General features: G+C 44.6%; 12 protein-coding genes and 2 tRNA genes. 8 read left to right on the forward strand and 6 right to left on the reverse strand.

Annotation, left to right across the window (positions count from 1 at the left end; all coding sequences use genetic code 11):
- The first annotated feature begins 75 nt into the window (after positions 1-75).
- Together ACP7BU_RS11405 and ACP7BU_RS11410 are read left to right on the forward strand one after the other, a co-directional pair.
- Positions 76-1,383: an FAD-dependent oxidoreductase gene (locus tag ACP7BU_RS11405; RefSeq protein ID WP_004647280.1), complete on the forward strand. Its 1,308-nt coding sequence runs from the start codon at positions 76-78 to the stop codon at positions 1,381-1,383.
- A gap of 3 nt (positions 1,384-1,386) precedes the next feature.
- Complete coding sequence (locus ACP7BU_RS11410; RefSeq protein ID WP_425879945.1) at positions 1,387-2,235, forward strand: SAM-dependent methyltransferase; 849 nt, start codon at positions 1,387-1,389, stop codon at positions 2,233-2,235.
- A gap of 76 nt (positions 2,236-2,311) precedes the next feature.
- Here the strand turns inward: ACP7BU_RS11410 and ACP7BU_RS11415 are convergent.
- The 3 genes from ACP7BU_RS11415 to ACP7BU_RS11425 all read right to left on the reverse strand — a co-directional run bounded on the left by ACP7BU_RS11415 (position 2,312) and on the right by ACP7BU_RS11425 (position 3,367).
- Positions 2,312-2,387 (reverse strand) — tRNA-Thr (locus ACP7BU_RS11415).
- 202 nt (positions 2,388-2,589) lie between these two features.
- On the reverse strand, positions 2,590-2,817 hold the full coding sequence (locus ACP7BU_RS11420; RefSeq protein WP_004647282.1) for a hypothetical protein: 228 nt from the start codon (positions 2,815-2,817) through the stop codon (positions 2,590-2,592).
- Positions 2,818-3,276: 459 nt separating this feature from the next.
- Positions 3,277-3,367, reverse strand: a tRNA-Ser gene (locus tag ACP7BU_RS11425).
- Between the two features lie 122 nt (positions 3,368-3,489).
- Here ACP7BU_RS11425 and ACP7BU_RS11430 point away from each other — a divergent pair.
- Positions 3,490-5,370: a potassium transporter Kup gene (locus tag ACP7BU_RS11430; RefSeq protein WP_005105382.1), complete on the forward strand. Its 1,881-nt coding sequence runs from the start codon at positions 3,490-3,492 to the stop codon at positions 5,368-5,370.
- A gap of 80 nt (positions 5,371-5,450) precedes the next feature.
- Here the strand turns inward: ACP7BU_RS11430 and ACP7BU_RS11435 are convergent, their stop codons facing one another.
- Positions 5,451-6,104, reverse strand: a complete 654-nt coding sequence (locus ACP7BU_RS11435) for a hypothetical protein (protein ID WP_004278668.1) — start codon at positions 6,102-6,104, stop codon at positions 5,451-5,453.
- Between the two features lie 264 nt (positions 6,105-6,368).
- Here ACP7BU_RS11435 and ACP7BU_RS11440 point away from each other — a divergent pair, with 264 nt between their 5' ends.
- A complete protein-coding gene (locus tag ACP7BU_RS11440; RefSeq protein WP_425879944.1) occupies positions 6,369-7,451 on the forward strand; it encodes a DNA/RNA non-specific endonuclease in 1,083 nt (360 codons plus the stop codon).
- A 79-nt stretch (positions 7,452-7,530) separates the two neighbouring features.
- Positions 7,531-7,776 carry a hypothetical protein gene (locus ACP7BU_RS11445; RefSeq protein WP_005105385.1) on the forward strand — a complete coding sequence of 82 codons (246 nt, stop codon included), beginning with the start codon at positions 7,531-7,533 and terminating at the stop codon, positions 7,774-7,776.
- 276 nt (positions 7,777-8,052) lie between these two features.
- On the opposite strand, the gene ACP7BU_RS11450 is transcribed toward ACP7BU_RS11445, so the two are convergent.
- Positions 8,053-9,063 carry an AraC family transcriptional regulator ligand-binding domain-containing protein gene (locus ACP7BU_RS11450; RefSeq protein ID WP_425879943.1) on the reverse strand — a complete coding sequence of 337 codons (1,011 nt, stop codon included), beginning with the start codon at positions 9,061-9,063 and terminating at the stop codon, positions 8,053-8,055.
- A 108-nt stretch (positions 9,064-9,171) separates the two neighbouring features.
- On the opposite strand from ACP7BU_RS11450, the gene ACP7BU_RS11455 reads away from it, so the two are divergent.
- On the forward strand, positions 9,172-9,828 hold the full coding sequence (locus ACP7BU_RS11455) for a hypothetical protein (RefSeq protein ID WP_005245791.1): 657 nt from the start codon (positions 9,172-9,174) through the stop codon (positions 9,826-9,828).
- A gap of 286 nt (positions 9,829-10,114) precedes the next feature.
- Here ACP7BU_RS11455 and hisF read toward each other — a convergent pair whose 3' ends face one another.
- Entirely contained in the window at positions 10,115-10,873 is a 759-nt protein-coding gene (hisF, locus tag ACP7BU_RS11460; protein WP_004647284.1) for an imidazole glycerol phosphate synthase subunit HisF, read from the reverse strand.
- 113 nt (positions 10,874-10,986) lie between these two features.
- Here hisF and ACP7BU_RS11465 point away from each other — a divergent pair, with 113 nt between their 5' ends.
- Entirely contained in the window at positions 10,987-11,934 is a 948-nt protein-coding gene (locus ACP7BU_RS11465; protein ID WP_409651568.1) for a homoserine kinase, read from the forward strand.
- A 26-nt stretch (positions 11,935-11,960) separates the two neighbouring features.
- The gene (locus ACP7BU_RS11470; RefSeq protein ID WP_425879942.1) at positions 11,961-12,587 is read left to right on the forward strand and encodes a DUF1294 domain-containing protein; all 627 of its coding nucleotides are present in this window, start codon (positions 11,961-11,963) and stop codon (positions 12,585-12,587) included.
- Positions 12,588-12,600: the final 13 nt, after the last annotated feature.

The following is a 12,600-nucleotide window of genomic DNA, read 5'->3' on the forward strand; positions in this document are numbered from 1 at the left end:
CATATATTCTGGAAGATTTTAATAACCTGTTTGATTGGCGCATGGTACATAATTTCTGTAGTTTTTCAATGACGGATGATCAGTTTGGATATCGCAGTAATTGGTAGTGGCATGGCCGGACTGGCTACAGCCAGAATTCTCCAGGACGCAGGGCATCACATCACGATTTTTGAAGCACTTCCAGGTCGCGGCATGGACAGTCATAGCCTTGAATTTGAAGGGGGCCTGATTGACGCACCTTTACGTGTGATGAACCCCTATCTGTGGAAAAACACCCTGAGTCTAGCCACACATCTGGGCATTAAAACTTATCCGGTGCGGACCTATATGGCCTGCAGCTGGTTATTTGAAGATAAAACTGAAACCTGGCTGACCACATCGCGCAGCCGAATTGGCAATATCCCGATTATCAACAACCGTAAAGGTCTGCAGCAGTATGGCTGGCGTCTGGTCAAAGGCCTGTTACAGTTAAAAGTTGCATTAACCAAATTCTTTAAATCGAAAAATCAGGACATCAGCCTGGCAGAATTTATCAATCGTAACGAGATTGAAGAAGTGTTCTGGCACGGTGCGGTGATGCCGGTGCTATATACCATCTGTACCTGCAATCCGAAAACCATTGGTGAATGGCCAGCTAAACCGTTGTTAATTTTTCTGCGTCAATTAACCGATGGCGATGCGTTACTGCGTCTGCAAGGCGGTACACCAGCGTTGGTCGATAAGCTGATTGAAGGCATTCAGATTGAAGACGGTTCAGCAATTACACTGGTACAAGAGCAGGGCGATCAGGTCAAAGTTGAAAATGCGGCCGGTTATTCAAAACTGTTTGACCGGGTGATTGTCGCGACACCGACCACCAAAATTGAGGAGTTCCTGGATCCGGTACAATTCGCCAGTGAAATTGAATTATTGAAGAAATTCAAATTCGAACAAGGCGAACTGGTGATTCATACCGATGCCAGCGTAATGCCGCCAAAACGTAAAGACTGGGCCGTACTCAGCTATATGATGGACCGTAAATTTACTCGTCAGCAATTTACCGTGTGGCTTAACTCGATTGAACCTTCTTTGGTTGGCAAGTCGGCCGTGTTTCAGACCTGGCGTCCGGTAACCGAGATTGATCCGAAGAAAGTGATCAAATCGGTCATGCTGACGCGTGCAGTCGTCGATGCTAATACGGTGGCACTGAATAAGGAATTGCAGCAACGTCATCTGGATGCCAACCGTAAGGTCTTCTTCTGCGGTTCATGGTCATGTGACGGTTTGCCGATTCTGGAATCGGCAGTGACCTCAGCGATGAAGATTGCAGAAATCTTTGGTGCGCCTTTACCATTTCAGGGTTTAAAACCTGTGGTTGAGGTTGCTCCGCAACTGGGTTATTAATCCATGCAATGGCTTCAGGCACTGCGTCAGCATCTTCCCCAGCACAAGTATGCAATTGATGCCGCTGTGTTGGGCGATCATGCGCAATTGCCCTGGAGCAATTTAGGGTATTGGCAAGCAGGTCAGCAGGATTATGCGGCTGCCTGTCGTATGCTCACCGATCACCTTGCACAAACTGTAAATTTAAATTCAAAAGATAAACTGCTGGATTTAGGCTGCGGTCAGGGTGCAAGTTTGCTGTACTGGCAACAACACTATCAGGTGCAATATCTGGCGGGGGTTGAGCTGCAGGCTGCTTGTGTAGCTAATATTCAGCAACATCTGCCAGAACTGAATGCCATTTATCAGGCGTCATTTTTGCGTTTAAAAGAATTGCCATTTTCCCAGCGTTTTGATGTGGTGCTGTGTCTGGATGCGGCTTATCACAGTCCTGTGCCTTTATTCTTGGAGCAGATCCGTAGTGTTTTAAATTCAAATGCACGGATTGGTTTTCATCATCTGGTTTTGTCCGAGCGTTGGGAAAATTTAAATGCATTACAACGGCGTAAATATCAGTTTTTATTGAAATCTGCCGATGTGAATTTAAAAGATTTAATGACAGTGGGTGCATTATATGCCTGTCTGGATCGTTTTGAATTTAAAAATATCCAGATTCAGGATCTGTCCGAGCCGGTATTTTCAGGCTTTGCGGATTATGTGCAAAAAACTTTGAATTCAAAAGCATCAGATGATCAGGCTCAAGGTTCAAAACTGGATCATTTTAAAATTCAGATGACAGCGAAACTATGCCGAAAATTATATCAGGAAGGGATTGTGAGATATGTGCAAGTGACGGCACAATCGAAGCACTAGAAAGTGCAAGAAGACTCAGCTGAAAATACCAAAACCCAGAAACATCAAAGCCTCACTAAAAAGCGAGGCTAAGATATGGTGCCGGCACACGGATTCGAACTGTGGACCTACTGATTACAAGTCAGTTGCTCTACCAACTGAGCTATGCCGGCATGGTGGAGTGCATTTTACAGATTTTTTTTGGTCACGCAAGCCAAAAAATAACCGTTTAAACTGTTTCGGCAGGATTTGTTTATTTTGACCGGATGGATGAAAAGTTCTGTTTTAGGCTATGCGCAAAGAAATGGCCCATATGTGCAGATATGGGCGAGGGTGAAAGCACAGGATTGGTTATGGATATGAGTCGGTTATAAGTTATCTGTTTTTCAGGATACGATCTAATTCTTGTGCACATTCCTCTAAAGTAAAGGCCATATCAAACTGCATTTGAGGTTTGAGTTCTTGAGCGAGGCTTCTCCACTGTTCGATGAGTCTCAAGGCTTTTTGAATTTTATGTTTATTGATGTCCTTGGCAATGGTCGGGGTATAACCGCCACGTTTTGCATTTTTAATCTGTTTGGCATAGTTTGCGCTGTTATTCATGTTCGCTCTCCGAATAGCAGTGTATCTATTTTTTAAATTCAAATTTGAATGGCCCGGTTCACTTGGTTATTTCTTTCTATCCTGTGGTTTTTATTCTCCTTTTAGTTGATTTATAAGCAACATAACATAGCTTTGATGACAATAAAATTAAGCTATTTCTGTGCCAGTTTTTTGTTTGAACACATAAATAAAAACCTGAAATGAATGGCGTACAAAAACTACACAATTCATCAGTTTTTTGGCTGATGAAAAATGAAAATTTTAAAAAATAAAATTGAGATTAAGCATTGAGCTGCAACAGATTTTTATGAACAAGGATTGATATCAATTCAATGATTTGCATAAGGCGATGGATAATAATATTTTAAGATCTAAGCAGATGATTTTTTTTGCTAATCAGATGATGGATAAAATTAAATATAAAAAAACCCGAATCATGTGATTCGGGTTTTTAAATTCTGGCGGTGAGAGAGGGATTCGAACCCTCGAAACGCTATAAACGTTTACACACTTTCCAGGCGTGCTCCTTCAGCCACTCGGACACCTCACCATAGGCCGAGGATAATAGCGAAAAAAACCAGCTGTGCCAAGCTGAAACAATTGATTTGCAGAAAAACTTTTAATGCGGTGCTATGATTCGCAAAAATGCTTGTTAAAAAACGAAGACAATATATGCAAAGCACTGCACAAAAGGCAGCTCTCCCGGTGATTACACTGGCTGCGCTTGGGGTCGTTTTCGGAGATATTGGTACCAGTCCGCTGTATGCACTGCGCCAATGCTTCCTTACCGCACATCTCGCCATTAGCGAAGCTTCTGTACTCGGTATCCTGTCCCTGATTTTCTGGTGCATGATGCTTACCATCAGCTTTAAATATGTCATGGTAATCATGCGTGCCGATAACAACGGCGAAGGCGGGATCATGTCACTGTTGGCATTAAACCTGCGTACCACACGAATCTCTGATCAAAAGAAAATATTCCTGATCGCTTTGGGTTTTGTCGGCGCATCGCTATTTTTCGGTGACGGGATTATCACCCCGGCAATCTCCGTGCTCTCAGCCATTGAAGGCCTGAGTATTGCCACACCCATTTTCAATCAATGGCTGGTGCCTTTATCCATCGGGATTTTGGCTGGACTGTTTATGGTTCAGCGACACGGCACAGCTACCATGGGCAAGTTTTTTGGGCCTTTAACCATGCTCTGGTTTTTGTCGATTGGCGGTTTTGGTTTGTGGAGTATTATTCAGACCCCATTTGTACTCTGGATGGTGAATCCCTACTGGGCCTATCATTTTGTAGTTGACCAGCCTTATGTGGCTTTTCTGACCATGGGGGCGGTCATTCTGACCATGACTGGTGGTGAAGCGATTTATGCCGATATGGGGCATTTTGGCCGTCTGCCGATTCGTCTGGCTTGGTTCATTATTGTCTTGCCATGTTTATTGCTGAATTATGCCGGGCAAGGCGCCTTGTTACTGCGTAGTCCTGAAGCTCTGGCGAATCCTTTCTATATGCTGCTGCCAGACTGGGCCTTATTTCCGATGATTGGACTGGCGACTGCAGCGGCGGTGATTGCCTCACAGGCGGTCATTACTGGGGTATTTTCTATGGTCAATCAAGCCATTCAATTGCGTTATTTGCCGCGCCTGTCAGTCAAGCATACCTCTGCATTGGAGCGTGGCCAGATTTATCTGCCTTTCATTAACTGGATGTTGTTTATCTCGGTGCTGATCCTGATTTTACTGTTTGAAAATAGTGCCAATCTGGCCAGTGCTTATGGCGTTGCGGTGACCATGACCATGCTCTGCGGCACCATTTTGATCTCGATTCTGGCCTATGGCTTCTGGCGTTGGCCGGTCTGGAAAGTAGCTTTATTTGCTGTACCATTCCTGGCACTGGATTTAGTCTTTGTGGCCTCAACGTCCTTGAAAATCGCTTCGGGTGGCTGGGTGCCAATTCTGATTGGTGCGGTACTGTTTACGATTCTCATGACCTGGAAAGACGGGCGTGCGTTGGTACTGAACCGGCTGGAACAGGATGCCTTGCCGATTGATCTGTTTATTAAAAGTATTTCGATGGGGGAAGGCACCAAGTTTGTGCCAGGCGATGCCATTTTCCTGACCGGTACACCAAATATTGTTCCGCATGCCATGTTGCATAATATTAAGCACAATAAGGTCTTGCATGAACGCAATATCATGTTGACGGTGATTACCCGGGATATTCCTTTTGTTGACAGGCAGGACCGGATTGAACTGGAAAAACTGAGTGAGCATTTTTACCGGGTGTTTATCTATTATGGTTTTAAGGATCAGCCGAATATTCCGGAAGCTTTACAACAGGCCTATGAGCAATGGGATTTTGAATATGACCTGATGCAGATCAGTTTCTTTATTTCACGTGAACGGATTATGCATACTGTGGGTGAGGGCATGGCACCGTGGCGGGAAAAGCTGTTTATTTCTATGCAGCGCAATACCAGTCCGGTCAGTGATTTCTATCAAATTCCACCCAACCGTGTGGTCGAGCTGGGCACCCAGATTCAGATGTAAATAAAATAAAAAGCATAAAAAAAACCAGAGGCACACTCTGGTTTTTTTATGAGAGAAACAATAAATAAATGAGTTTCAGATTATTGTTCGAGTTCTACCGCAGCCGGCACTTCAGGCGCAGCATTCAAAGGTTCTTCCATCAGTACTGGCTCTGCATCAGATTGAGCTGCAATTTCAGTTTGTTCATTGCTCACATCTGCTTCAGTCACAGCCGCTTGTTGCTGTGCTTCAGGCATCGGTTGTTCTGAAGCAATAGCTGCTTGCTGTTGCTCTTCAGACATTGCTGGTACAGCTGCTTGTTGTTCTTCCAGTGTTGGTTGTTGTTGAGGCGTCGTCATAGACGTGCTGGCTTCTACTTCTGATTCAGTGGCTGGTTCAACCAGATTGGCCGGCACCTCTGCTTCATTCATACCTGGTTCTGTGACAGGTGGTTGAGGAGAAACAGTACCTGAATTTGGTGCCTGAGTCATTGCTGGATCATTGGGCATTGGTGCTTGTGTGTTTGGCATGGCTGGTTGCGGTGCTGCTGCACGCGGATCGACCAGACGGATCTGACCAGAATTCACCAAGCTTTCTAAAGAGGCTTCCTGACCATTCACCTTGGTACTAATTTTAGCTTTAGACAAGCTTTCAAGTGTTTCACCTGGTTGAACTGGTGGCTCGGCAAATGCCGCTACGCTGATCACACTTGTGAATAATCCTAAACCTAATGCTTTAGAGAGTTTGGAATTCATGATTGACACCATTGCTAATAATTTTACGAATTGAGATAGGCCGTTAGCTTTACATACTCAATCCACTGGGCCAAACAAAGCTACGCAAACACCGAGAAACCTCATTTAAAAAGAAATAAAATTAGACAGTTTGTTACAACTAGCTGGGGTTTTAGATACTTATTGTTTATTTAGTAAACGAATGGTAGAGCCAAGATATACTTCACTTATACAGCTTGTTAAGCTCGGTCAAAATCTGTATTGATCTAAAAAGTACGTGTAAGAATGGCCAAGAAGCAGCGTAAATCCAAGAACTCTTTTTTTCAGTTTTTAAATGATAATAGTATTAAAGTCATTCTGGGCGTGGTGGCTTCGAGTAGCTTCGCCATCGCTTTTGGCCAGGAAAAAATCAGTCAGTGGGTGTCACTATCCTCTTCCAGTGATTCTGCCTGTCTGAACCAATTTTATCGGGATGTGCCGCCATATTCGATGAAAGACAGTCTGAAAAAAGACAGCTATTCACTGTGTTTTAATGGCTTTAATGTCGGTTATTCCGGGGTATCTAAAACGCCACTTTGGGTTGCAGAAGCCTTAACGCCAGCACGCTTAAGCCAGAAAATTCCCCGTGAAGATAATTTCCATGAAGAAGATCGGGTCAGTGCGAAGCATCGTGCCACATTGGCGGATTATCGCGGTTCAGGTTATGACCGTGGTCATATGGCACCGAATGCGGATATGCCTAACAAGGCTGCGCAGTCTGACAGTTTTTCATTGGCCAATATGGTGCCGCAAGCGCCCAAGAATAATCAGCAAGTCTGGCGTGAGCTGGAAGAAGCCACCCGTGCCATTGTGACCAAGCAGAAACAGGATGTCTATGTGGTGACCGGGCCGGTCTTTGCCGGGAAGAAGCTGAAAACCATTGGCAATGGCGTGATTGTGCCGACCGCGGTCTATAAGGCAGTTTATATGCCGAAAACCGGTGCCATTGGTGCTTACTATGCACCGAATGATAATTCGCTCAAAGTGCGTATTGTCAGTGTCTGCTATCTGGAAGAACAGCTCGGAATTAACCTATTCCCGCAGCTTACCGAAGAACAGAAACGCAATACCTATAAGCTGCCACTGACCGGAAATGCCGTAAAAGCCAACCAGAAAATCGAATATTCCAACTGGGATGCAGAAAGCCAGTGTGCCGAAGAGGTTTCCGAAGAAAACCTGCAGGCACTGCAACGCGAGTTTAAGTCTTCCGGTTCAAGCAGTTCGACCTCCTCTGCGACTGGCGGCACGATAGACAACGCGACGCAAGATGCCATCGTGAAACAGCTGATTGATGCCTTGTTGCAATATATTTTGCAGCTGTTGAAATAAGCTTGCTGAAAAAACTGGGATTCGGGTAGCATCGACATCAGACGTTCATGGACAAATAACAAAGACAGGTGAAGAAGATATGTTTAAAGCGTTTGAAAATGGCAGCGAATCCCATGCCATTCATGATCTGACTTTGGAAAATGATCTGGACTGCGTCAGCCTGTATGGCAACTTGCAAATCACCAAGGATCAGCAGGGACTGAAAGTGGCCAAAGCCTTGCAGGCTTTTCTGAATGATGTGGTACAACAACTGGAAAACACGCAGGACTTGCCAGAAAAAATTCAGCGTGATGATCTGGATGAAATTGAAAATCCATTTTTATAAGCATTTTTAAGCGCGATGATCTGCATGCTCCATGTGAAACATGCAGAAAAATGGTATTTGGAAATCCTGGCTTTTTAGAGGGTTTTTATTAAAAAGCCTAATTTTCTGCTCCCACAATATCTCCAAACACCAGCCAGAACGTGCCGAGCAATTCGGGAAGATATCTACCCATATTTTAATTCCTTATTTTTCTATCTATCATCAGGTGATAGGGGACAGGGATTAAAATCGTCAACCCTGCTTGAAGCCCGTATATCAAACGAACATGCTGGTAGTTTAAGCAGCTGGCATATTCTGTTGGCGCCACTGCTGCGGTGTCAGCTGGGTCCATTGCTTAAAGGCACGCTGAAACGCACTTTGTTCAGAATAACCCAGTAACATGGCAGTCTCCTGCAAACTCAAGTGCGGATCTTTCAGATATTGCATAGCCAGCATGCAGCGAATCTCCTGCATACATTGCTGATAAGTTTTGCCCTGTTTTTGTAAATGGCGTTGTAACTGACGCACGGAAAAATTCATCTGCTCGGCAATATGTTTGATCTGGAACAGGTTTTTTTGCAGGCCAATTAGAATCGCCTGTTGCAGCTGCTGATCTACCAGAGTGGAGTACGGGAATTTTTCTAATAATGCTTTGGCCTGTTGCATCAGCAGTTTTTGCAAGGTCTGGTCGCCCTGTTTCAGTGGTCTGGACAGTTCACTGACATGCATTAATACCTGATTTCTGGCTTGAGAAAATCGGACTTTACAGCCGAAATACTGCTCATAGAGTACAATATTTTTAGGCATTGCATGCTGGAAATGCACTTCATATAACTGAACCACGTGCGGGTTCTGAACATTAGCTTTTACGAATTCCGTCATTAGCGCAATCGCGATTTCATCGGTCAGTTGGGTATTCAGATGAAAGGGAACTTCAACCCAGCCAATCGACAGATAATCGCCTTGCCATTGCAGCTGAAGTGGGCCGCCATCATAAATCAGACGATGATAATCATGATAGCGCATAAAGGCTTCACCCAAGGTCTCACTTGAGAGTGCCAGATAGCCAATAATACCGAGGTGTTTAGCTTCAACCAGTTGGGCGATTTCCAAGCCTAAAGCCGGTCGTTGCAGCTGTTGATCAAGTGTCGTTAACAGATCACGCCACAAGGCGAAATCAAAGCGTTCCAGATTTTGAATGGCCAATAATTTCTCAGGGACTTCAAGCTGTTTCAACTGATAATAGTCCAAAAGTAAATGTCCTAAACCACCGTATACTGAACCTACGTAGTTTTTTAGAACCAGCATTTTTAATTCTTTTATTTTGTCGTATTTTGTCAATCATATTGAATATTTTGGTCAATATCTAGTCTTTTATTTAGCCTATATTAAAAATAGACCAAGAGGTAAAAGATTATGTGGAAAGGTTTTCTGGCAGGACTTGTCGTCGCAAATGGATTTGAATGGTTTGCACATAAATATGTATTGCATGGTGTTCACCAGCCGGGACAGAGCCGTTATAGTCCGGTACCCGAGAGTATGCGCTCACATTGGGAGCATCACCGGATTGTGCGAAAAACGGAATTTTCCGATTTCGGCTATGTAGAAGGATTGGACAACTGGCGTACCCGCAATGAAATTGCCTCACTGGCAGTCGTTGCGACCGTCTTTGGACTCAGTTTTTATCCCTTCTCCAAAGGCATGTCACTGGCCGCCCTGTATAGTGCAGGCAACTATTATTATTTACATCGCCGGGCTCATCTGGAACCGGAATGGGCCAAAAAGAAATTACCCTGGCATTATGATCATCATATGAATAGTAATCAGGATGCCAACTGGTGCGTCACCAAGCCCTGGTTTGACTATCTACTCGGGACCCGGGTGATTTCCTCGGCAGATTTGCAGGAACAGAATCCTTTAGGTTTGAGCTTGCCTGCACCGATCTCGGAAAAACTGAACCGCTGGGCAGCGCAATATTTTCCGGTTAAATCGGCCGATGCTTCCTCTAAAATGACAAAAAATACTGCAAAAAATACGGTAATGAAGCAGTTAAATACGCAGGTTATGGAGTAAAATAGGGCTTTGTCGTGATTTGTCAATAAAATACGATTGTATTGTCAATATTGTCCTGTGGATTTCACTTATATTTGCTCCTGTCGGTGAGCAAAGCCTCATACTGATAATGTTTCTGGGTGTAATGAGTTATTTTGAATACCAAGTGCTGTAGTCTTATCTTGGTTTTATAAGGAGTCGAAAGACTCCTTTTTTTTGTCCCGTATTTGCTGTGTTGTTTTATTTAAGGCATAAAAAAAGAGTGTTTATAAAAACACTCTTTAATTAAATCATCATCTAAAACGGCTTAAAGGCGCATTTCAATACCTTGGGCTGCCATATAGGCTTTGGCTTCCGGAATGGTGTGCTGGCCAAAATGAAAAATTGAAGCTGCCAGTACTGCATCAGCACCACCATGGATAATGCCGTCCGCCAAATGCTGTAAATTACCCACACCACCAGAAGCAATCGTCGGTACCGTGACGCGGTCATTGATGGCACGCATCAGGGCAATGTCGTAACCGGCTTTGGTGCCATCTGCATCCATCGAAGTAATCAGTAATTCACCTGCGCCGAAGTCAGCCATTTTCACAGCCCATTCAATCGCATCAATCCCGGTTTCTTTACGGCCACCGTGGGTGAAAATTTCCCATTTGTGGTCGCCAGTTTTTTTGGCATCAATTGCAACCACGATGCACTGCGCGCCAAAGCGTTGAGACGCTTCCTGCACAAACTCGGGATTATAAATCGCAGCCGAGTTGATGCTGACTTTGTCTGCACCGGCATTGAGTAATAGACGGATATCTTCGACTTTACGTACACCGCCACCGACAGTCAGAGGTACAAAAACCGATTCAGCCATGCGTTCTACTGTGCGGTAAGTCGTGTCGCGTCCATGATGTGTAGCGGTAATATCAAGGAAAGTAATTTCATCGGCACCTTGTTCATTATAACGGCGCGCCACTTCGACCGGGTCACCCGCATCACGAATATCAAGGAACTGGACACCCTTGACCACGCGGCCGTTATCCACGTCCAGACAAGGAATAATACGTTTAGCTAGCATAAATTTTTCCAATTATTACAGCCGATTATGAAACTCACCCACGCAAGCGCTACACCTTGGCAGATGGAAACGGTATTCTAGCAAAATTATGTAAGTTTTTTCGCAGGTTTTCTATGTCGGTTTATACCACTTTGACTTTAAAGGAAGTTCAGGATTTTGCGGCGCCTTATGGTTTAAAGGTGATTGATCTGATTCCCATTCAAGGCGGTATTCAAAATACCAACTACTTTTTAGTCTGCGAAGACCAGCAATATGTGCTGACCGTATTTGAAGATATGGATGAGCAGGCGGCAGGCGAACTGGTTCCGGTTCTGGAACATCTGGGGCAGGCCGGGTTGGCTGTTCCGGTGCCTTTATCGCATTCAGGCAAAGCGATTCACAGCATTAAAGATAAACCGGCACAGATTGCACCGCGCCTGATGGGTGAACATCCCATGCCATCTACCATTGGGCAAGTTGAGGCAATTGCCATCGCTCAGGCGAAAATGCATGTGGCACTCAAAGACTTTAAATTAGAACGTAATTTTGTGCGTGATCATGCCTATTGGCTGGCCGTTTCTCAAGAAATCAAACCAAGTTTAAGTCCGGCTGATAAAGTCTTGCTTGGCAAATTATTAGGTTTATATGAGGCGTTGACGGCGGTATATCCGGACCGTCCACGCGGTTTTATTCATTCAGATCTGTTCCGTGACAATACCTTATTTGAAGGCGATCAGCTGAATGGCATTCTGGATTTTTATGAGCTGAATAAAGATGAATGGTTGTTTGATATCGCCATCACTTTAAATGACTTCTGTACCGAATATCCTGACGTGGTCTTAAATGAAGAAAAAGCGATTGCTTTTTTAAATGCCTATGAAACGATTCGTCCTTTAACCAGTGATGAACGCGCCTGCCTGGAGTTATATCTGGCTATGGCTGCGGGACGGTTCTGGATGATGCGTCTGCAGGTAGCACAGCGTAATGCAGCATTAGGCCGTACTGGCGAAGATATTTTGCAAAAAAATCCGGATGAAATGCGTAATATGCTAATTGAACGCTTAAAATTCGTCACCGCTTAAACAATCAAATCAAAAGGGATAGGGATATGCGCGATCAGGGACGTTTGGTGGAATGGTTTGATGATCAGGGCTATGGTTTCATTCAGCCCAGTGACCCCGCCAAAGATCGCGTATTTCTGCATATCAAGGATTTTGCCAAGCCTGGCCCACGTCCAATCGTGGGCTGTGCGCTGGATTATCTGGTCATTCTGGATGAACGCGGCCGTTATCGCGCGCAGCAGGTGATGTACCTGAAAGCAGCACAAGCCAAAAGTCTGCAAGTAAAATTCAAACCGTCCAAGTCGCAGCAGACACAGAAATTACAGCCGATGCAGATTGCCTGTGTGCTCTATATTCTTTTTCTGGTGGCTTTGACCTTGGGTAGTTTACTGAGTGGACTGGTGTTGTTGCTGGTCAGCCTGATGAATGCGCTCAGCTACTGGCTCTATGCGCAAGATAAGGAAGCGGCACAGCTGGGTAATCGCCGTATTCCGGAAAATACTCTGCATCTGGTGGCTTTCTTGGGCGGCTGGCCAGCAGCATGGCTGGCACAGCAGAAATTACGGCATAAAACACAAAAACAACCTTTCCGGCAGATATATTTTTGTACCATAGTCTTTAACATCATTTTGATTATATGGCTAATTTCCCCATTGAATAGTTTAAATATCTAGGGGGAAGTACTAG

The organism is Acinetobacter sp. 40AMC3-4, assembly GCF_049898185.1.
GTDB lineage: Bacteria > Pseudomonadota > Gammaproteobacteria > Pseudomonadales > Moraxellaceae > Acinetobacter.